Source organism: Pseudoalteromonas sp. S327 (assembly GCF_005886415.1).
In the GTDB taxonomy this organism is placed as follows: domain Bacteria; phylum Pseudomonadota; class Gammaproteobacteria; order Enterobacterales; family Alteromonadaceae; genus Pseudoalteromonas; species Pseudoalteromonas atlantica.
On the sequence record NZ_PNDP01000059.1, the window covers coordinates 14,044 to 34,189 of the forward strand.

Genomic DNA, 20,146 nt, shown 5'->3' on the forward strand with positions numbered 1-20,146 from the left:
CAATACAAAAAACGCGCTACCTTTTTAATAGAAGTAGCGCGTTTTTTATTATCTGAAATTTATACTTACATGATCAACGAATTAACGCCTAAACCTACAAACAAGGTAACGCTAACGCTTAGTAAGGTGCCTAGCATAACGTACTCGGTGAGCTTTTTATCTTTACTGGCACTTAAATCGCCAAACCTAAATACCGACTTGGCAGCTAGCAAAAAGCCAAGCCCAGCAAATTGATCAAGTAATATAAAGCTGAGCATAAGTACTCGCTCTATCATGCCAATGCTTTGTCCGGCCAACGGTAAGCTGCCCTCACTTGAAAAGTTAGCGGTGAGCCTTTCAAGCATCATTCTTATAAATACGGCACTTGGGCTTAATATAATTAAATATCCGCATACAACCCAAAGCACTTTAGGGTTTGTGGCAAGTGCGCTTACGTACGCGATTAAACTTTGGTTATCAGTTATATAAATACACAGCGCTATTATTACGGCTATATGCGCGATTTGGTCGAGTAAAAAGGGCACAACCCCTTTGTTAGAATACGACTTAGCAATATCTATTAGGTAGTGGCTAAGCATAATTACAGCGGTTGAAAGTAACACGGTGCTTAGTTGTTGCCAGCCATAGCTATATTCCCAAAGCGCTAAAATAACGGCGCTAACCACACCGTGTACTAATACATGCAGGTAGAGCTTTTTAGCTTTAAAGTGGTGGGTGTTTCTATCGTTTACCCAGCTCATTGGTTGTAAAAAAAAGTCACTGACTAGGTGGCCTATAATTAATGTCACTAATAATAACGAAAACCCCATTACTCACTTCCTTTTGCAATCGTTGTTATGACCTGTTTAGCGTGTACTATAAATCGCTCTATTAGCTGATAATTTGCTAAGTTAAGCAATTTAGTGACATTTTCGCGACTGGTGCTAAGCTCTTTTGCCAGTGCTGCATGGCTGTTATCGGCCTGGGTTAAATACACGTAAAGCGCATTGGCTTGTTTTTGCGTTATCTTGCTAAACAAGGTATCAATAAAGGCAAGGTTAAGACTAAAGCCTTCATCTAGGGTGTGCTTTGCTATCTGTAAGGTAAAGCGCTGATTGGCTATTTTATCAAGGCCTTGCCCTGAGAGCACAAAGGCCGAGCCGGTGGCTGTTTTTATATCGCTGCGTGGGTTGTCTACCTCACCTAAGGCCATACTTTGGCGTAGCTCGTAACCTGCCGACTTTAAATGCAAATAAATGATAATAGCGGTTTTAATTAACTGCTCGCTTTTATTTATTTGTAACTGAAAAGCATCACCTCGGTATATGGTCCACAGTGAGGTATTATCACTAATTGCACGCAAACTTTGCTCTAGCTGATAAAGCATGGCATCGTATTGCTGCTTAGGTATTTTTTGCGATTTAATTATATCGCCGCTGATCACACCAATCATAAAAATCCAAAAAGTAACTTAATGCAGTTACATAGAATCAGGTAACCAAATTTGGTTACATTTAATTAAGTAACCAATTTAGGTTACTTAAAACAAAATTGCAAGGTTCACTCGTTAATGGCGTTTTATTTCAGCTGCGCTGAGCTGTGAGCACTTAAGGAAACAAATGACTTTACAAAACGATCAGCAAATCAGTAAGCCACGTGTCGGTATTTTTGTTGATGTACAAAACATTTATTACACGTGCCGCGAAAGTTACCGTAAAAACTTTGACTACAATGCATTTTGGGCGCACATGAAGCAGCAGTATTCTATAGATTGTGCATTTGCGTATGCTATTCACCGCGGTGATGAAAAACAAAACCAGTTTCAAAATATTTTGCGTGCTATTGGCTTTGAGGTAAAACTTAAGCCGTTTATTCAGCGCCGTGACGGCAGCGCAAAAGGGGATTGGGATGTAGGCATAACGATAGATATGCTAGAGCAAGGCAAAAACCTCGATAAAGTTATTTTGCTCTCTGGTGATGGCGACTTTGCGTTATTGCTAGGGCATTTAAAAAATCAATACAATGTACCGTGCGATGTTTACGGCGCCGATAAGTTAACCGCAGAGGTGCTTAAGCAAAGTGCAGAACAGTTTCATTTAATTGATGATAGCTTACTACTCTAAAGCATAAAATATAGCGGCTAAGTGCCTGCAACATGAGAGTTTTTAAAAAAGAGCCTATATAGCTAATATAGGCTTTTTTTATTGCTGTAATAAATTGGGTTTACTCAGCGGTTATGGTAATTTTACGCCATATCATGTTATTGAGGACTCACATGCTTTATTACAGCGACATGCCATTAGACCGCGGGTCTAATTTTCGTAAAAACGCGGCGTGGTTAAACGCACAAATGTCGGCACAAAGTAAGTGGCTTTTGGTGAATAATAACCACACTTTGTTTTATAAAGACGCAGCTCAAGTGTGCTACTTAACGTATCAGCAGATTGCCCATTTAGATTTATCAAACGCTATTTATTTAGGCTCAAATACCGAGCAACAGGGTGTGTTTGCGTTAGATGTTTCAACCATACACGATGACGAACTCAAGTGCGTTATAGGCGACGCACAGTTTTTTGATATACGCCAATATGGCCCTCACGTTGATATACAAGATGGCTCTATCGCCGCACTTGCCCGTGGCTTATGTTATTGGCATGCAACGCATAGTTTTTGTGGGCGTTGTGGCAGTAAAAATACATTAGTAGAGGCAGGGCATTCACGCCTATGTGAAAACGAGCACTGCAAGCACCCTACATTTCCACGCACTGACCCTGCAGTAATTATGGTGGTTACTAAAGTATTTGAAGATGGAATAGAGCGTTGTTTATTGGGTCGCCAAGCAATATGGCAACAAGGTATGTATTCGTCATTGGCAGGCTTTGTAGATCCAGGTGAAACACTAGAGCAAGCTGTAGCGCGCGAAGTTAAAGAAGAAGCAGGCATTGACGTTGATAATGTACGTTATATTGCCTCACAACCTTGGCCATTTCCTTCTTCTATTATGTTGGGTTTTATTGCTCAGGCTAAAACTGAGCAAATAAACGTAGATAAAGACGAATTAGACGATGCCAAATGGTTTACGCGCGAAGAAGTTAAGGCGTTTGGCAATATGGGCGATGAAGGAGATCATTATAAACTCCCTCGGGTCGATTCAATTTCGCGTTTTTTAATTGAACAATGGCTTTCTAATAAGGTTTAAGGATTGGTAATGGCGACAAGCAAAAATAAAAATACCCAGTTAGTATCAACGGGGCGTAAAAAAGCCTACACCCATGGTGTGGTAAACCCCGTAGTACAGCGTGCTTCTACAATTGTATTTGACAGCGTGGCCGAATTAAAAGAAGCCGCTAAAACCCGCGGCGATAAAACATTATTTTATGGCCGCCGTGGCACAACTACACATTTTGCCTTGCAAGAGGCGATAACCGAGCTTGAAGGCGGCGAAGGCTGCGCACTTTACCCATGCGGCGCTGCGGCAATAAGCCAAGCGTTATTGTCGTTTGTAAAGGCGGGCGATCATATTTTAATGGTTGATAACGTGTATGAACCTACGCGTGATTTTTGCGATAAAATTTTAGCGGGACTAGGTGTTACCACCACTTATTACCCACCCACGATTGGCGCAGGTATTGAGGCGTATATTCAGCCAAACACAAAAGTGCTGTTTTTAGAATCGCCTGGCTCTATAACCATGGAAATACAAGATGTACCTGCCATGGTTAAAGTAGCCAATGAGCATAATATTATGACCATGCTTGATAACACCTACGGCAATGGGTTGCATTACCGCCCACTTGAACACGGTGTAGATATTAGTATTCAAGCAGCAACTAAGTATATTGTTGGCCACTCTGATGTAATGATGGGTGTAGCAGTGGCAAATAAAAAGTACTGGCCAACCCTGCGTGAGCAGTCGTACTTATTGGGGCAATGCACCAGCGCAGATGATGCCTATTTAGCGCTTAGAGGCTTACGCACTATGGCAGTGCGTTTAAACCAGCACGAAAAGGCGGCTATAGAGGTGGCAAAATGGCTTGAGCAACATGAGTTAGTTGATCATATTCGCCATCCTGCATTTGCAAGCTGCCCTGGGCATGAATTTTTTAAGCGCGACTTTGATGGCAGCAATGGGTTGTTTTCATTTGTAATGAAAACCGGTAACCAAAAAGCCATTGATGCGTTTTTAGATAGCCTTGAGCACATTAAAATGGGCTTTTCGTGGGGCGGCTTTGAAAGTTTAGTTACCGCAAATTTGACCATGAAAGGTTTACGTTCGAACACCGGTTGGGATTTAGGCCCTGTTATTCGCTTGCATATTGGCCTTGAAGACATTGATGATTTAATTAATGACTTAAGCCAAGCGCTTGAAGTATACCAACAGCATTTATAAAAATAGGCTAAATAAACAAAGTTTGGCCTGTTACATTTAAACGGTTTGTTACAAAGCTCACTAATGGTGAGCTTTTTTTTGCTGGTAATTCAAGGTGTTTACACTTACTGTTGTTACATTACGCTTTATTTTAAAGCATGAGCAACGTCATTAAGGAAAGCCAATGGCAACATCATCATTAGTGAACATAGGGCGATTAACCCAAATAGCGGGTTTTGAGCTAGTACGTATGTTTTTAACCAAGCGCGGCTTAATTGCTATGGCCGCCTTTGCCCTTGTTTGGTTACTTATTTTACGCTACCCGATAGGCCAAGCCGTCAGCATTATTAGTGCCCCCAATTTTGAACAAATGGCACGCGATATTTCAGGCAGTATTGGTTTAAGTAAGTTGCTTGATTGGCCTGAGGCCGAATTTGCTATGTACTGGCTAGTCGCTTTGTATAGCTTTCCGCTGTTTGCTATTTTTATATCAAGCGATCAAACCGTTGGCGATAGAGAGCGCGGCACATTACGGTTTTTATCATTGCGTTCTACTCGGTTTGAAATTTTATTTGGCCGTTTTTTAGGTCAGCTTGGCGTGTTAGCGTGTTTATTAGCTATTACCCTAGTGGCAACCCTTGGCGTACTTGGTTACAGAGAGCCTAGCCTATTAATGGGTGGGTTAAGCCGTGCGGTTTCTATATTTATAATAATGGTGGTGGTACTTAGCCCGTTTGTAGCATTAATGAGTTTGATTAACACGTTTGCTCGCTCGTCGCGTTTAGCAATTGTGTTAGCCATTTTATATTTTGCTGGTGGCGGCATTATTGTGGGTATATTGGCGTGGCAAGTACCGGCTTTAAATGCGCTCGATTACCTTTTCCCTGGGGTTAATTCTGAGCTTTTAGCTGGGCAAAACCTACCTTTATTGAGTGCCTTAGGTGTGCCGCTTATTCAAAGCGCTGTATTTATAGCAATTGCGCATCGAATATTTACAAGGAGTTCGCTATGAGCGTATTAATAAAAGCCAGCGGCTTGAGTAAATCGTTTGGCGCAAAGCAAGCACTTAACAACGTAAGCTTTGAAATTCAAAAAGGCGCACCTGTGGCGTTAGTGGGCCCTAATGGCGCCGGTAAAACCACATTATTTAGTTTATTGTGCGGCTATATTATCCCAAGCCACGGTGAGCTCAGTATTTTAGGGCATAAGCCTGGTAGTGCAGCGTTGTTCAACCAAGTGAGTGCATTACCGCAAGATGCGCAGTTAGATCCGCGTTTTAATATAGATAAGCAACTGGCGTTTTATGGCAAGCTTCAAGGCATGGGCGCTAAACAAAGCCACAATGAAGCGCTGCGCGTACTTGATTTGGTTGGCTTAAAAGAAGTCGCTAAACAGCGTGCTGGCGATTTATCTCACGGTATGCGTAAACGGGTAACGATAGCGCAAGCGCTGATTGGCTCGCCGAAAATAGTGATGCTTGATGAAGCCACAGCAGGGCTTGACCCTATTCATGCCAGAGAGGTGCGAGAGCTGGTATCGAGCTTAAGCGATGAAGCCACCTTTATTTTAAGTTCGCACGATTTAACCGAACTTGAGCGATTATGCTCCCAAGTGCTTCACCTAGATAAGGGCATTTTGAGCGAGCACCAAACAAAAGACAACAATACGCATACTCACTTTTATACCTTAATGCTCAACGAGGCGTATCAAAATGTGGAGCAACAACTGCAGGCGTTAGCAGGTGTAAACCGTGTGTATATGAGCCAACATAAAGAATACGTGATTGAGTACCAGCCAACCGGTGAGCCACTTGATATTGCTTTATTAAACTTTTGCCATCAACAAAACTGGCAATATAGGCAGTTAGTAAATGGTCACACCTTAGAAAATCAAATATTTACACAGGAGAAAGCATAATGGGACTACTCAGTGGTTTAATGGGAAATGCAAGCGAAGTAGATGATTCTGATTTAGAAAAAGTACTTGCCAATACCCTAATAGATGGCGAACAAGTAGAAAAAGCCTATAAGGTGATTCGCGATATGTTTATTTTTACTAATAAGCGTTTAATTTTAATTGATAAGCAAGGTATGACCGGCTCTAAAATGGAAATGGTGAGTATTGCTTATTCTAAAATTACTAAGTTTAGCAAAGAAAGTGCAGGGCACTTTGATTTAGATGCCGAGCTTAAAATTTGGATTGGTTCAGACCCAACGCCTATTAGTAAAGAGTTTAAATCGGGCGATAATATTAACGAAGTTTATCGTGTAATAAGTCAGCATGCGCTTTAGTTTGCTGAACATGTTTTAAGTAGTTGTTGACTATATGTTGCAACTACTTTAAATTTACAGTTTCTTACACCTACTTACAATTAACTTAATAAATACAACTGCTTAATTAAGTTTTCATTCAGTTTCTCAGCGTTAGCATGTCCCCACTTTAGTCAATGAGCTAAAGCATAAAAAGCAATGCACAAAGGGAAGTCTTACAATGAAAAAATTAGCAGTTATTATTTCAAGCATTTTATTATCTAGCACTGCGGCTGCTGCAGACAGCTACAATTCAATCAGTAATTTAAGCTACAAAGATAGCGATAACAACGACACCGTTGCTGTAGACTCTATTTATTACCTATCTCCTAAAAAAACATTAGGTCCGTACGATCAGTTTGAGTACATTAATAAACAAACTAACGTTTACGGCGGTTATGCTGATGACGACTTTGGCGATGTTACTAATATTGGTGGCGAATACTTTATCAATGAATTTGTTGTTGGCGCATCTTACGAAAACCTTGACCCAGATTCGGGCTCTAACGGTGAGCTTTACAAGCTAACTGGTGGCTACTTCTTTAACCCTGATTTATTAGCAAAAGTAACGCTTGTTGAAAACAAAGACGGCGATGACTTTACTTTGTTTGATTTAGCATACAATCACATGCTAAACAGCACAGACTACGTAGGTGTAACACTTACATCTGATGACGACTTTGATTACCGCGCTGTTGCAGCTAAGTACTTTATTGACTTACAGCAAGGTAACTTTTTAACGTTTGAAGGTAAATACGAGAGCATTGAAGATGCAGAAAACCAGTGGGTAGCAGAAACTAACTACTACTTCTCAAAAGCAACCTCAGTATTTGCTAACTACAACAAGCAAGATACATACAGCTTTGGTGCTCAGCACTTCATCAATAAAAACATTGGTCTTAAAGTAGGTTACGAGAACAATGCAGATGACTCTGATAACGATGCATACTTTGCAAACATGCGTTTTCAGTTTTAATTAAGCCCTGTACTTAATTAAAAGCATAAAAAGCCCGCTACTGTAGCGGGCTTTGTTGTTTTTAACTTAAATTATCCGTGGTAAAAGTTTTACCAGGTGCAATTACGGTCTTTGTTCTGCTCATCTAAATAGCATTTTTTAAATTAAAAATAATAATTTTTTTGAAAAATGAGAAAAATATAATGAGGGATAGTTATATTGATGAGGTTTATCGAATAGTTAAGTTGTATTCAATTTAGCGACAGTTTGTACCTTATTTGTTACTTTTGAAGTTTAAATGCTGAGATATAATTCTACTGTAGATTTAAGATGTGCTTTATATTTACATTTGTACGGAATGATTAACAATTTAAGTTGTTGGTATTGTGTTTAATTTGTTCTCCCGTTCATTTTTTGTTCATTATTTGTTGTTAGGATGCGGCCCGACTTTGGCTACATGGCCCAAGCATAGAAAATAACATTTATAGGGAATTTAAAATGAAAAAATTAGCCGTTATCATTTCGAGTATTTTATTATCAAGCGCTGCATCTACTGCAATGGCAGCCGATACTTACCAATCTATCAGCCACGTAGGATACATGGACATTGATGGAGATGACACGGTAAGTGTTGACTCAACTTATTACTTTTCTCCAAAAGCGACGTTAGGTCCTTACGATCAATTTGAGTACATCAATAAGCAAACAAATGTTTATGGTGCATACAGTGATAATGATTTTGGAGATATTACTAGCGTTGGCGGTGAGTATTTTGTACAAGATTTCGTATTAGGTGCGCAGTACAATAATTTCGACAGTGATTTTGGCTCAAGCACGGATGTAATTGAACTTTCAGCAGGCTATTTCTTTAATCCAAACCTTGTATTAAAAGCAACGTTTGTAGATGTTGAAGATGCTGACAATCAGTTTGTGTTTGACTTAGCATATAACCACGAATTAAACAGCACTGATTATATCGGCTTTACTGTAACAGCAGATGACGAGTTTGATTACCGTGCAGTAGCAGCTAAGTACTTTGTTGATTTACAGCAAGGTAACTACTTAACTGTTGAAGGTAAATTTGAAGATGTTGATGGCGGTTCTAGTAGCTGGGAATTAGCATCTAACTACTATTTCAGTAAAGCAACATCGGTGTTTGTTACAGTTAACAAGAACGATGACTACGCTTTTGGTGCTCAACACTTTTTCAATAACAATGTTGGTTTAGAAGCAGGTTACGGTAATAACTGGGATGATTCTGATTACGATGCTTACTTTGCAAATGTAAGCTTACAGTTCTAATTTAACCAAAAGTTAGTTACTGAACAAAAAGCCCGCTACTGTAGCGGGCTTTGTTGTTTTTAACTTAAATTAACCGTGGTAAAAGTTTTACCAGCCGCAATTACGGTCTTTGTTCTGCTCATCTAAATAGCGTTGCAGCGGTGCAAAGTAATCAAGCATAGCGGTTGCATCCATTTGTGGCTTGCCAGTGATGGTTTCAAGGGCTTCTTGCCATGGACGAGAAGAGCCCATTTCCAGCATTGCGTTTAGCTTATCCCCTGCTTCTTTTGAATTATAAATAGAGCAGCGGTGAATGGCTTTATCGTTACCGGCTATTTCACATAAGCTACGGTGAAATTCAAACTGTAAAATATGCGCTAAAAAGTAACGTGTATAAGGAGTGTTGCCTGGTACGTGGTATTTAGCACCTGGATCAAAGTCATCTTCGCTACGTGCAATAGGCGCTTTCACACCTTGGTATTTTTCACGTAGCTCCCACCACGCTTTATTATAATCTTGTGGCTTTACTTGGCCCGAAAATACCTGCCAGCGCCATTGATCAACCATTAAGCTAAAGGGCACAAACGCGACTTTATCTAGCGCCATTTTCATTAGTAAGCCAATGTCTTTTGACTCATCAGGTACTTGCTCGAGTAAACCAATCTCTTTTAAGTAACCGGGTGTAACCGATAAAGCAATGGTGTCGCCAATGGCTTCGTGAAAACCATCGTTGGCACTTTCTTGATAAAATAAAGGTTGTTTATTATAAGCGCGCTGATAAAAGTTGTGGCCTAGCTCATGGTGAATAACAGAAAATTCTTCGCCGGTGCGTTGAATACACATTTTAATGCGTAAATCGTCTTTGCTATCTATATTCCAAGCAGAGGCATGACACTGTACGTCTCTGTCTTTCGGTTTTACAAATAACGAACGCTCGTAAAAAGTCTCTGGCAGTGGCTCAAACCCCATTGAGGTAAAAAAGGTTTCAGCACCTTTAACCATTTTTAGCTCGTCGTAATTATTTTTAGCTAATAGCTCGGTAACATCGTAACCCGGATCGGCGTTTTCTGGCGCGACCACATCGTAAATGTTACCCCACGCTTGCGCCCACATGTTTCCTAATAAATGCGCAGGAATAGGCTCATCTTGGGCTACTTTGTCGGTGCCGTATTTTTCGCCTAATTTAGCGCGTACATGGCAATGCAGTGAGTTATAAAGTGGCTTTACTTGCCCCCAAATGCGGTCAAGCTCGGTTGTAAAGTCATCGGCTGGCATATCGTACTTGCTGCGCCACATTGCGCCGGTATCAGCATAACCTAGCTCTTTAGCCCCTTCGTTTGTAAGGGTTACTTGCTGCTCGTAAAGTGGGCGCATGGGCTTTGAAATTTGGCGCCACCCTTGCCATAAATCAAGTAGCTCGTTGTAATCACGGCTGGTGGCCATTTTTGCGGTCATATCACCAAGGCTTAAACAGCTGCCATCGTCTTTACAGTATTTACCTTTACCGTATAAACCACCTAGCTCTGCCACAATAGTTGAAAGTTGGGCTGTTTTTTCAGCGTCCTGAGGAGCGGGTAAAGTAAGCGCAAGTTTAAGTTTATTAAGCTTGCGGCGTGCATCGTAATCAAGCGCTAAGTCGTCAAATTGTGCTGCCTGATTGGCTAAACGTACGACCGACTCGGTCATTTTACGATTAACTTCGGCAGATAACGCCGAGGTGTCGTGTGTTATAAAGTTTGCGTAAATCCACTCAGCGCGGCTCGACTCTAGGTAAAGCTCACTTAGTTCTTGCTCGGCTTTGGCAATAAATGCATTGGCATCTTGTTTTGTAAGAGGCTTCTCGGTCTGTGCTGAATCGGTAGTGTCTATGGCTATTTCTGCTTCGCAGGCGGTTAGCGCTAATGTACTTGCGACTATGAGGGCGCTCATACTTAGTTTAAAGCGTGGCGTGTTCATTGTATTCCTTTGGTTTATTGTTATTAAGAAAGTGATAATAGCAGCGATGTTTAAAACAATAAAATTAATACGTTAAGGCGTGTGGTGCATCGCGCAATGATTGTATTTAAACTAAGATGGGTCATAATTAAGTTACTATTTTCATTCAATGTAAAAGGAATGTGCTCATGTCAGTATTTATAATATTGCTGGTCGTGGTGGTGGTTATTTTTGCAGTCAAAGATATTCGCCTCAACCTGATCAGCCGTCCTACGTTTAAAATGTTTAAAAAGGTACTTCCGCCGCTCTCGCAAACTGAGCGAGAGGCAATGGAAGCCGGCGATGTATGGTGGGATGGTGAGCTATTTAGTGGTAATCCAGATTGGCAAAAACTGCATAGCTTTCCAAGGCCTGAGCTTAGCGATAAAGAAAATGACTTTATGGATAATCAGGTTAACACGCTACTGGCGATGCTAGATGATTACCAAATTGTACAAAAAGATAAAGACTTGCCAAAAGAAGTCTGGGATTACTTAAAAACAGAGGGCTTTTTTGCGCTGATCATTCCTGAAAAATTTGGTGGACGTGAGTTCTCTGCCATTGCTAATTCAACCATAGTGTCAAAAATTGCTACAAAAAGCTTAACTGCGGCGGTTACAGTTATGGTGCCTAATAGCTTAGGCCCAGGCGAGCTGTTACTGCATTATGGCACAAAAGAGCAACAAGACCGTTGGTTGCCAAGCCTTGCAAGTGGTAAAGATGTACCGTGTTTTGCACTTACCGGCCCAGAAGCAGGCTCTGATGCGGGCAGTATTCCCGACTCAGGCGTAGTGTGTAAAGGGCAGCATAATGGTGCAGAAGTTATAGGCCTGCGTTTAAATTGGTCTAAGCGTTATATTACGCTTGCGCCGGTGGCAACCGTACTTGGCCTTGCCTTTAAAATGTATGACCCAGATGGGTTATTAGGCGATGAAAAAGAGCTAGGTATTACCTGTGCGCTAATTCCTACAGATCACGAAGGTGTAGAAACGGGTGAGCGCCATTATCCATTAAACATGGCATTTATGAACGGAACTACCTACGGTAAAGATGTTTTTATTCCGCTAGATTGGATTATTGGTGGTGAGCAGGGCGCAGGGCGAGGCTGGCGCATGTTGGTTGAGTGTTTAAGTGCTGGGCGCGGTATTTCTTTACCTGCACTAAGCACCGCAACAGGACATTTAGCCTCTAAAATGACTTCTGCTTACTCTGTGGTACGCCAACAGTTTGGTGTATCAATTGGCCAATTTGAAGGTGTACAAGAAGCCTTAGCGCGTATTGGCGGGTTAACGTATACGTTAGAGTCTGCGCGTTTAATGACCGCAGGCGCAATAGATTTAAAACTTAGCCCATCGGTTGTTACCGCCATTGCAAAATACCATATGACCGAAATGGGGCGTACGGTAATGAACGATGCAATGGACATTCATTCTGGTAAAGGTATTCAAGTTGGGCCTAATAACTATTTAGCCCATGGTTATATGGGGATCCCGGTATCGATTACTGTTGAAGGGGCAAACATTTTAACCCGTAACTTAATGATTTTTGGCCAAGGTGCCACGCGTTGTCATCCGTTTGTGTTAAAGGAAATGGAAGCTGCCGCAATGGAAGACGATGATGCAGCACTTGATCAATTTGATAGTTTATTGATGAAGCACATTTTATTTGCTGCCAGTAATGCCGGCATGGCTTTTGTGCATGGTCTTACGCGAAGCTGTTTGGCAAAAGCGCCCGTGTGCGGTGCAACCGCTGTGTATTACAAACAGCTAAGCAGAATGAGCCGAGGGCTTGCTTTTACTACAGATGTAGCCATGTTGGTACTTGGTGGTGAGCTAAAGCGTAAAGAGATGATTTCGGCGCGTTTAGGCGATGTGCTTAGCCATTTATATTTAGCGTCTACTGTATTAAAGCGCTTTGAAGATGAAGGGCGCCAACAGGCTGATTTACCTTTTGTGAAATACGCTATTGAAAATTCTCTTTATGAGATAGGCCAAGCGTTTGATGGTTTTTTCAAAAACTTTTCAAATCCGGTGGTTAACTTTTTACTTAAACGCATTGTGTTTCCGCTGGGGAATCACTACCACAACCCAAGTGATGAAACAGCCCAAAGTATTTGCGAGCATATGACGCAACCTGGGGTGTTTAGAAACCGCTTAACGCACTTATGTTATGTAGATGAAAATGCGGGCACGGGCGTGATGGAAAATGCATTTTTAGCTATGCACGATATGCAAACACAGTTTAAAGAGTTAAAAAACTGGCAACGCAGTGGTAAGGTCCCTGCAACGCTCGACATAGAAGGCGCAATTAATTACGCACTAGAGAATGAGCTCCTTGCGCAAGCAGATGCCGATGCAATGCACCATACCAATAAACTAAGAAAACAAGCAATTGCCGTTGATAACTTTAAACCCGGTGAATTATAACGCTTAAGATAAGCGCTAAACGCAAAAAGGCCTTACATGTGTAAGGCCTTTTTTGTGGTGTATAAGTTAGCGTGCGTAAGGGTCTGCAACTATTTTATCGATATACCATTTCCCTTTTTTACGAAGCATTTTAACGCTGCGCATATCATCGACTTTGTCGCCATTAAAGTAGCCTGTAAAAATGAGGTTTATTTTGGCGTTATCGCCATATTGTTCGCGTACGCTCATGTTGGTCATATCGACTTCTATTACTACTTCATCGTATTGCAGGTTTACTAAGTTTCGGGCAAATTGCTTAGCGGTGCCATAGGATTTCATAATCCGGCTTAGGTTAGGGGTGGCCATTGTGCTGGCTTTTTGTAAATCTTTTTGATTATACAATGCATCAAAGTAAGCGGTGGCTGTATCGCCCGGTGAGTCGCCCAGCGTTTGTACGCTATCGCCACAGGCGGCTAAAAATAAGCATACGATAAAACTTAAATAAGCTGTTATTTTTTTCATGTTGAATGTTTTTAATTAGTTTTTTTAAAGTGTGTGGTTAATTAAACAAGATGTAAAGCAGCACTGGGGAATAAATAGAAAATTGAATCATAAATAATAAAAAAGGATGCCATAAGCATCCTTTTAAGTATCTCAAGGAGAGAAGTTTACTGTACTAATTCTTGCTCGCTAAATTCTTCAGCAAACATTGGGCTAGACAGGTAACGCTCTGTGGCACTTGGTAAAATCACCACAATATTTTTATCAGCGTTTTCTGGCTTTTCAGCAAGGCGTTTAGCGGCAACAACAGCTGCGCCTGATGAAATACCCACTAAAATACCTTCTTTTTTCATTAGCTCATGAGCCATTGCAATAGCATCTTCGTTTGATACTTGCTCAGCACCATCAATCACACTTAAATCAAGGTTACCAGGAATAAACCCTGCGCCAATACCTTGAATTTTATGTGGACCTGGTTTTACTTCTTCGCCGGCAAGCGTTTGGCTAATAACAGGTGAGTTAGTTGGCTCAACTGCAATCGCTTTAACATCTAGGCCTTTTTCGTTTTTAAGGTAACGGCTAACACCTGTAATAGTACCGCCAGTGCCTACGCCTGCTACAAAAAAGTCTACTTTACCATCAAGCGCTTCAAAAATTTCTGGGCCGGTTGTTTCAAAGTGAATTTTAGGGTTAGCTGGGTTTTCGAACTGTTGTAATAAAATGTATTTTTCTGGATCTGTTGCTTGAATTTCTTTTGCTTTTTCAATTGCGCCATTCATACCTTTAGCGCCATCTGTAAGCACTAAGTTAGCGCCTAATGCTTTTAATAGTTTGCGGCGCTCTAGGCTCATTGTATTAGGCATGGTAAGTGTTAATTTGTAACCACGTGCTGCTGCAACAAATGCAAGAGCAATACCTGTATTACCCGATGTAGGTTCAATTAGTTCTTTACCTTCAACAAGCTGACCTGATTTTTCAGCTTCCCAAATCATTGATGCACCAATACGACATTTAATACTAAAGCTAGGATTACGCGATTCTACTTTAGCGTAAACGTTTCCGCCTGTTACGCGATTAAGTTTTACCAGTGGTGTATTACCAATGCTTAGTGAGTTATCTTCAAAAATAGTAGACATAATGTTCCTTTGGATACAATCTGATCAATGTGTTAATAGCCTTTGCTATTAACTATATAAATACACTTTACTGCGAGTTTAAAAAAACTAAAGTAAAGTTTGGCTATAACATATATCTATTGGGCTTATAACCAGCCGAAATAAAAATTAGTTATTATTGTTGCTTTAGTTATTAAAGATGCGGGCTCATTTTTAAATTTAAAGAGTAAATTTCGGCCCGTAGTTAAAAAATGCTCAGAGTAGGCTAATTATTGCGATGTTTTTGTGTGTTATTTGCGCACATGAATATAACTTGAATACTTTTATCACACAATGCGCCTAAAACATGTTAAAAACACTCTATCTATATTCAACTAAGCAATCACAATGAAGTTAATCTTAAAATTAATTGCCGGTATTGTGGCCGGTATTTTGGTCGGGCTTTATGTGCCTCTCACAGGTGTTGAGCTTTTATTTACTGTTAAAGAACTTATTGGCCAACTCATTTCTTTTACCATTCCATTAATTATTTTATTTTTTATTGCTTCTGGCATTGCGGGCTTGCCTAAAGGGTCTGGCCATTTATTAGGTAAAACCGTTGGCTTTGCTTATAGCTCTACAGTAATTGCAGGTACGCTTGCCTTTTTATTAGTGAGTGCGGTTATTCCACTGCTAAGTGGCAATATTACGTTTGAAGCCGAAGTTGCCACTGAAATTGGTAGTTTTATTGATTTAGAAATTCCACCGCTGATGGGTGTAATGACAGCGCTTGTGACTGCATTTGTGTTTGGTATTGGCATGAGCCAACTTGAATTAGAAACACTTAAAAAAGTGTCTGATCAGGGTCGCGATGTCATCGATGCTTTATTATCTAAAGTAATTATTCCGGCATTACCATTTTACATTGCAGGTGTATTTGCAGAAATGACCGTAGCAGGGACCGTGGTCGATACACTGCAAACCTTTGGTGTTGTTCTTATTGCTGCACTTGTAATGCACTGGCTGTGGCTAACCGTATTATATGTTTCTACGGGGATATTACTTAAACGTAACCCGTTGGAGCTCGTTAAAAATATGCTTCCTGCTTATTTTACAGCACTGGGGACAATGTCGAGCGCGGCAACCATTCCGGTGTCTTTGCAATCAAGCAAAGCAAATAACGTAAAAGAAGATGTAGCAAACTTTACAGTGCCACTGTGCGCTACTATTCATTTATCGGGTTCTACCATTACGATTGTGACGTGTGCAATGGCCGTTATGTTTTTATCGCCAAGCATGGAAGTACCTTCTTTAATGGGGATGCTGCCGTTTATTATGATGTTAGGGGTAGTAATGATTGCAGCGCCAGGTGCACCTGGTGGAGCAGTAATGTCGGCGCTCGGTTTATTAACTAGTATGCTTGGCTTTAACGAAGGCGCTGTTGCACTTATGATTGCACTTTACCTTGCGCAAGATAGCTTTGGTACTGCGTGTAATGTAACAGGCGATGGTATTATTGCCCTATGGGTAGACCGTTTTAGCGAAAAAGCAGCGTCATAAAAAACTAAAGTACTGGTTTTTAGCAGTAGTAAAATAATGCTAAAAGATGAGTACACCTAAAGCGAAGCAATAATATTAGTTATTGTTTCGCTTTAACTGTGGTAATGTGGCAAATTAGATTGTTTGTTGCGTATTGTTAGGTTAATGAGGGTATTACATTGATTAATGTGCTTTTAGTTGATGACCATGAGCTGGTACGAACTGGTATAAAACGTATATTAGATGATGTACGTGGTTTTAAAGTGGTAGGCGAAGCTAAAGATGGAGAGGCTGCGGTACAGTTTTGTCGCCAGCACGCACCTAATATTGTATTAATGGATATGAACATGCCTGGCATGGGTGGCTTAGAGGCCACAAAAAAGATTTGTCGCTATTGCCCAGATGTAAAAATTATTGTGCTTACGGTTAATTGCGAAGACCCGTTTCCATCAAAAGTGATGCAAATTGGCGCGCATGGCTTTTTAACCAAAGGTGCAGGCTCTGATGAAATGGTTCGTGCTATACGGTCTGTTCATGCAGGTCAGCGTTATATCGCCCCAGAAATTGCACAACAAATAGCCCTTGCACAAGTAACAGGGCGTACCGATGAAAACCCTTTTCAAAGCTTATCTGAGCGCGAGCTACAAATTATGCTAATGATCACCAAAGGTGAAAAAGCTCAAGATATTGCCGAGCGCTTAAATTTAAGCTCAAAAACAGTGAACAGCTACCGTTACCGTATGTTTGAAAAATTAAACGTAGGGGGCGACGTTGAGCTTACTCATTTGGCTATTCGCCATAAAATGATTGATATAGACGTATCTCATTAATTTTTTAATTTATGTCTGAATTCGATCACGCCCAATTTTTAAAAACGCTATCAAGTGAACCGGGTGTATACCGTATGCTTGATAGTGAACAACAAGTTATTTATGTCGGTAAAGCTAAAAACTTAAAAAAACGGGTAAGTAGCTACTTTAGATCTAATCTAACCGACAGTAAAACCCGTGTGCTAGTGAGTAATATTTGCGATATTGAAGTTACGCTCACAAACACCGAAACCGAAGCCCTGCTGCTTGAAAACAACCTTATAAAAAAATATCAGCCGCGTTATAACATTTTATTACGTGATGATAAGTCATACCCCTATATATTACTTACCAGTCATAAACATCCGCGTTTAGCCTTTCATAGAGGCAGTCGCAAGGTAAAAGGCGAGTACTTTGGGCCTTTCCCAAGTGCTGGCGCAGTGTCGGAAAGTTTGCGTTTAATGCAAAAAATATTTCCTGTACGTCAGTGCGAAGATGCCTATTACCGTGCCAGAAGCCGCCCGTGTTTACAGTATCAGCTAAAGCGCTGCTCAGCACCGTGTGTTAATAAAGTGACAGAGCAAGAGTACGGCGAACAAGTTGATTATGTACGTAAGTTTTTAACAGGTAAGTCGCACGAAGTAATAGCCGATTTAATTAAAAAAATGGAAGCGGCGAGTAAAGACCTTAACTTTGAGCTCGCAGCTAAAGTGCGTGACCAAATTATGCTACTGCGCAAAATGCAGGAGCAGCAGTCTATTTCAGGTAATTTTGCTGAAATGGATGTGGTAGGTTTTGCGCACTTAAATGGATTAAATGGGATTCATTTATTAATGATCCGTGATCATAAAGTGCTAGGCAGTAAAACCTATTTTCCAAAAGTCCCTAAAGATTCGGGGCAAGAGGAAATACTCACTTCGTTTTTAGGGCAATATTATTTAGCGCCTGGTGCGACAGGGCGCATAGCAAAAGAAATTATTTTACCGTTCGAGATTGAAGAAAGTAGCGCATTGAGTGAAGCTCTTACGCAAATTAGTGAGCGCAAAGTATCGCTTAAAGTGGTTACCCGCGGAGAGCGAGCACAATACCTTCAACTTGCTAATAAAAACGCATTAAACAGCATTACCGTTAAACAAAGTACGCAAGACTCTATAAACAAACGTTATGCACAATTAAAAGCGACCCTAGGCTTAGATGATATAAACAGAATGGAATGTTTTGATATCAGCCATACCATGGGGGAGAACACAGTAGCCAGTTGTGTAGTATTTGATTCGCAAGGGCCAAATAACAAAGAGTACAGGCGCTACAACGTAACGGGTATAACCGGCGGTGATGATTACGCGGCAATGGAGTTTGCACTGAACAAACGCTACAACAAAGTGGTAGATGAAGACAAAATTCCTGACGTTATATTCATTGATGGTGGTAAAGGGCAACTAGGCCGTGCAGAGCAGTATTTTGCCACGTGGCCACATGCTAAAATGCCGCTGTTAGTAGGTGTAGCAAAAGGCACAAGCAGAAAGCCAGGCCTTGAAACCTTATTAATTGATGGCGGGCGAAAAACGATTCCTATGGATTCGGATGCGCCAGCACTTCATTTAATCCAGCATATTCGCGATGAGTCGCACCGATTTGCCATTGCAGGGCACCGTAATAAGCGCCAAAAACAGCGCACGCAATCATTATTAGAAGAGATCAATGGAGTAGGTTCTAAGCGCCGCCAAACATTATTAAAATATTTAGGGGGCATGCAAGGGGTAAAAGCTGCTAATATAGAACAGTTAAAGAAAGTTCCTGGGATCAGTCCTGACATGGCTGAGAAGATATTTAACCATTTGCATGACAAGGGCTAGCCCTTCATGCGAATATAGAAAAAAGACATATCCAAGTAGTTATGTGGAATATTCCAAACACACTCACAACCTTTAGACTTTTTCTTATCCCCATATTTTTGGTGATATTTTACTTGCCTTATAGCTGGGCGTTTTTTGCTGCCGCTTTTATTTTTTGGCTTGCATCAATCACCGATATACTTGATGGCTATTTAGCACGAAAGCTAGAACAATCTACGCCTTTTGGTGCGTTTTTAGACCCTGTAGCCGATAAGGTTATGGTGTGTGCTGCACTTGTTGCGCTCTCTGATCATTATCAGTCTATGTATATGACGATTCCGGCACTTATTATTATTAGCCGTGAAATAGTGATATCTGCATTACGTGAGTGGATGGCCGAACAAGGCAAACGTGGAAACGTTGCAGTATCAAATATGGGCAAAATAAAAACCGCGGCGCAAATGCTGGCGATTATTGGCCTAATTTGGCAATACGATACGTGGATGATCTATTTAAGTTTTGCTTTATTGTATATAGCCACCTATTTAACACTGAGCTCTATGGTGCAATATTTAATGGCTGCATGGAGTGAATTGACCAAAAATTGATTGTAAACGTCTAATAACGCACCGTTTTAGATAAAAAATAATCAAACAGTTCAAAAGTGGCATTTTTTGTGTTGACGCGTTTAATAATCTCTGTAGAATGCGTCCGTGTTGAGAGGGCATAGCCCCTAAGATAAAGAAAACCAAAGTTACTTAGTTAGCAGCGTAAACATCGCAAGATGTTGAATAACGCAGATAATTAAATAATAATGCGGCACTAGCTCAGTTGGTAGAGCGCGACCTTGCCAAGGTCGAGGTCACGAGTTCGAGCCTCGTGTGCCGCTCCAAGTTTTCATTAGGTTGTCCAACGGTTTGGCGGAATGGCAGAGTGGCCATGCAGCGGATTGCAAATCCGTCCACCTCGGTTCGACTCCGGGTTCCGCCTCCATTCAACACTCCACATGCTTTAAATAGCAAACTCGATGCCCGAGTGGTGGAATTGGTAGACAAAACGGATTTAAAATCCCTCGACTAACAAGTCGAGCCGGATC

General features: G+C 41.0%; 18 protein-coding genes and 2 tRNA genes. 15 read left to right on the top strand and 5 right to left on the bottom strand.

Translation table 11 applies throughout. The features are described from left to right. Window positions 1-65: 65 nt before the first annotated feature. Both CWB60_RS17290 and CWB60_RS17295 read right to left on the bottom strand, forming a co-directional pair. Window positions 66-809 (bottom strand): DUF3307 domain-containing protein, encoded by a 744-nt coding sequence (locus CWB60_RS17290; RefSeq protein WP_138579455.1) that lies wholly within the window; start codon window positions 807-809, stop codon window positions 66-68. Continuing rightward, window positions 809-1,432 carry a hypothetical protein gene (locus tag CWB60_RS17295; protein WP_138579457.1) on the bottom strand — a complete coding sequence of 208 codons (624 nt, stop codon included), beginning with the start codon at window positions 1,430-1,432 and terminating at the stop codon, window positions 809-811. The genes CWB60_RS17290 and CWB60_RS17295 overlap by 1 nt, the downstream gene beginning before the upstream one ends. Window positions 1,433-1,598: 166 nt before the next feature. Here CWB60_RS17295 and CWB60_RS17300 point away from each other — a divergent pair, with 166 nt between their 5' ends. From CWB60_RS17300 to CWB60_RS17335, 8 genes are all read left to right on the top strand, one after another. Continuing rightward, complete coding sequence (locus tag CWB60_RS17300; protein ID WP_004589523.1) at window positions 1,599-2,102, top strand: LabA-like NYN domain-containing protein; 504 nt, start codon at window positions 1,599-1,601, stop codon at window positions 2,100-2,102. A 152-nt stretch (window positions 2,103-2,254) separates the two neighbouring features. Then, window positions 2,255-3,178, top strand: a complete 924-nt coding sequence (gene nudC, locus CWB60_RS17305; RefSeq protein ID WP_138579459.1) for an NAD(+) diphosphatase — start codon at window positions 2,255-2,257, stop codon at window positions 3,176-3,178. A 9-nt stretch (window positions 3,179-3,187) separates the two neighbouring features. Beyond that, entirely contained in the window at window positions 3,188-4,369 is a 1,182-nt protein-coding gene (locus CWB60_RS17310) for a cystathionine beta-lyase (RefSeq protein ID WP_138579461.1), read from the top strand. Between the two features lie 163 nt (window positions 4,370-4,532). Then, on the top strand, window positions 4,533-5,360 hold the full coding sequence (locus tag CWB60_RS17315; RefSeq protein ID WP_054983890.1) for an ABC transporter permease: 828 nt from the start codon (window positions 4,533-4,535) through the stop codon (window positions 5,358-5,360). Further along, window positions 5,357-6,265, top strand: a complete 909-nt coding sequence (locus tag CWB60_RS17320) for an ABC transporter ATP-binding protein (RefSeq protein ID WP_138579463.1) — start codon at window positions 5,357-5,359, stop codon at window positions 6,263-6,265. The genes CWB60_RS17315 and CWB60_RS17320 overlap by 4 nt, the downstream gene beginning before the upstream one ends. Further along, window positions 6,265-6,639 (top strand): PH domain-containing protein, encoded by a 375-nt coding sequence (locus tag CWB60_RS17325; protein ID WP_004589518.1) that lies wholly within the window; start codon window positions 6,265-6,267, stop codon window positions 6,637-6,639. The genes CWB60_RS17320 and CWB60_RS17325 overlap by 1 nt, the downstream gene beginning before the upstream one ends. A 199-nt stretch (window positions 6,640-6,838) precedes the next feature. Then, complete coding sequence (locus tag CWB60_RS17330; protein WP_138579465.1) at window positions 6,839-7,633, top strand: putative porin; 795 nt, start codon at window positions 6,839-6,841, stop codon at window positions 7,631-7,633. 477 nt (window positions 7,634-8,110) lie between these two features. After that, entirely contained in the window at window positions 8,111-8,914 is an 804-nt protein-coding gene (locus tag CWB60_RS17335) for a putative porin (protein WP_064386448.1), read from the top strand. 87 nt (window positions 8,915-9,001) lie between these two features. Here CWB60_RS17335 and CWB60_RS17340 read toward each other — a convergent pair whose 3' ends face one another. Beyond that, window positions 9,002-10,849, bottom strand: coding sequence for a M2 family metallopeptidase (locus tag CWB60_RS17340; protein ID WP_121637271.1), 1,848 nt, complete (start codon window positions 10,847-10,849; stop codon window positions 9,002-9,004). A 167-nt stretch (window positions 10,850-11,016) separates the two neighbouring features. Here CWB60_RS17340 and CWB60_RS17345 point away from each other — a divergent pair, with 167 nt between their 5' ends. Continuing rightward, window positions 11,017-13,293: an acyl-CoA dehydrogenase gene (locus CWB60_RS17345; RefSeq protein WP_138579467.1), complete on the top strand. Its 2,277-nt coding sequence runs from the start codon at window positions 11,017-11,019 to the stop codon at window positions 13,291-13,293. 66 nt (window positions 13,294-13,359) lie between these two features. Here CWB60_RS17345 and CWB60_RS17350 read toward each other — a convergent pair whose 3' ends face one another. Together CWB60_RS17350 and cysK are read right to left on the bottom strand one after the other, a co-directional pair. Next, the gene (locus tag CWB60_RS17350; RefSeq protein WP_029773124.1) at window positions 13,360-13,794 is read right to left on the bottom strand and encodes a hypothetical protein; all 435 of its coding nucleotides are present in this window, start codon (window positions 13,792-13,794) and stop codon (window positions 13,360-13,362) included. Between the two features lie 146 nt (window positions 13,795-13,940). Beyond that, window positions 13,941-14,909, bottom strand: a complete 969-nt coding sequence (gene cysK / locus CWB60_RS17355) for a cysteine synthase A (RefSeq protein WP_004589513.1) — start codon at window positions 14,907-14,909, stop codon at window positions 13,941-13,943. A 366-nt stretch (window positions 14,910-15,275) separates the two neighbouring features. Here cysK and CWB60_RS17360 point away from each other — a divergent pair, with 366 nt between their 5' ends. The 6 genes from CWB60_RS17360 to CWB60_RS17385 all read left to right on the top strand — a co-directional run bounded on the left by CWB60_RS17360 (window position 15,276) and on the right by CWB60_RS17385 (window position 20,043). Then, window positions 15,276-16,427 carry a dicarboxylate/amino acid:cation symporter gene (locus CWB60_RS17360; RefSeq protein ID WP_024033649.1) on the top strand — a complete coding sequence of 384 codons (1,152 nt, stop codon included), beginning with the start codon at window positions 15,276-15,278 and terminating at the stop codon, window positions 16,425-16,427. 158 nt (window positions 16,428-16,585) lie between these two features. Beyond that, complete coding sequence (uvrY, locus tag CWB60_RS17365) at window positions 16,586-17,236, top strand: UvrY/SirA/GacA family response regulator transcription factor (protein ID WP_004589511.1); 651 nt, start codon at window positions 16,586-16,588, stop codon at window positions 17,234-17,236. Between the two features lie 11 nt (window positions 17,237-17,247). Further along, a complete protein-coding gene (uvrC, locus tag CWB60_RS17370; protein ID WP_004589510.1) occupies window positions 17,248-19,071 on the top strand; it encodes an excinuclease ABC subunit UvrC in 1,824 nt (607 codons plus the stop codon). Between the two features lie 41 nt (window positions 19,072-19,112). Then, window positions 19,113-19,658: a CDP-diacylglycerol--glycerol-3-phosphate 3-phosphatidyltransferase gene (pgsA, locus tag CWB60_RS17375; RefSeq protein WP_024033647.1), complete on the top strand. Its 546-nt coding sequence runs from the start codon at window positions 19,113-19,115 to the stop codon at window positions 19,656-19,658. A 208-nt stretch (window positions 19,659-19,866) separates the two neighbouring features. After that, window positions 19,867-19,942 (top strand) — tRNA-Gly (locus CWB60_RS17380). Between the two features lie 27 nt (window positions 19,943-19,969). Then, window positions 19,970-20,043 (top strand) — tRNA-Cys (locus CWB60_RS17385). The last annotated feature ends 103 nt before the right edge of the window (window positions 20,044-20,146 follow it).

Coding starts and splice junctions, on each gene's coding strand:
- CWB60_RS17320 (WP_138579463.1), top strand. CDS start 5,357: ATGAGCGTATTAATAAAAGCCAGCGGCTTGAGTAAATCGTTTGGCGCA.
- nudC (WP_138579459.1), top strand. CDS start 2,255: ATGCTTTATTACAGCGACATGCCATTAGACCGCGGGTCTAATTTTCGT.
- pgsA (WP_024033647.1), top strand. CDS start 19,113: ATGTGGAATATTCCAAACACACTCACAACCTTTAGACTTTTTCTTATC.
- uvrC (WP_004589510.1), top strand. CDS start 17,248: ATGTCTGAATTCGATCACGCCCAATTTTTAAAAACGCTATCAAGTGAA.
- CWB60_RS17350 (WP_029773124.1), bottom strand. CDS start 13,794: ATGAAAAAAATAACAGCTTATTTAAGTTTTATCGTATGCTTATTTTTA.
- CWB60_RS17300 (WP_004589523.1), top strand. CDS start 1,599: ATGACTTTACAAAACGATCAGCAAATCAGTAAGCCACGTGTCGGTATT.
- CWB60_RS17335 (WP_064386448.1), top strand. CDS start 8,111: ATGAAAAAATTAGCCGTTATCATTTCGAGTATTTTATTATCAAGCGCT.
- CWB60_RS17330 (WP_138579465.1), top strand. CDS start 6,839: ATGAAAAAATTAGCAGTTATTATTTCAAGCATTTTATTATCTAGCACT.
- CWB60_RS17360 (WP_024033649.1), top strand. CDS start 15,276: ATGAAGTTAATCTTAAAATTAATTGCCGGTATTGTGGCCGGTATTTTG.
- CWB60_RS17325 (WP_004589518.1), top strand. CDS start 6,265: ATGGGACTACTCAGTGGTTTAATGGGAAATGCAAGCGAAGTAGATGAT.
- CWB60_RS17340 (WP_121637271.1), bottom strand. CDS start 10,849: ATGAACACGCCACGCTTTAAACTAAGTATGAGCGCCCTCATAGTCGCA.
- CWB60_RS17315 (WP_054983890.1), top strand. CDS start 4,533: ATGGCAACATCATCATTAGTGAACATAGGGCGATTAACCCAAATAGCG.
- CWB60_RS17295 (WP_138579457.1), bottom strand. CDS start 1,432: ATGATTGGTGTGATCAGCGGCGATATAATTAAATCGCAAAAAATACCT.
- CWB60_RS17345 (WP_138579467.1), top strand. CDS start 11,017: ATGTCAGTATTTATAATATTGCTGGTCGTGGTGGTGGTTATTTTTGCA.
- CWB60_RS17310 (WP_138579461.1), top strand. CDS start 3,188: ATGGCGACAAGCAAAAATAAAAATACCCAGTTAGTATCAACGGGGCGT.
- CWB60_RS17290 (WP_138579455.1), bottom strand. CDS start 809: ATGGGGTTTTCGTTATTATTAGTGACATTAATTATAGGCCACCTAGTC.
- cysK (WP_004589513.1), bottom strand. CDS start 14,909: ATGTCTACTATTTTTGAAGATAACTCACTAAGCATTGGTAATACACCA.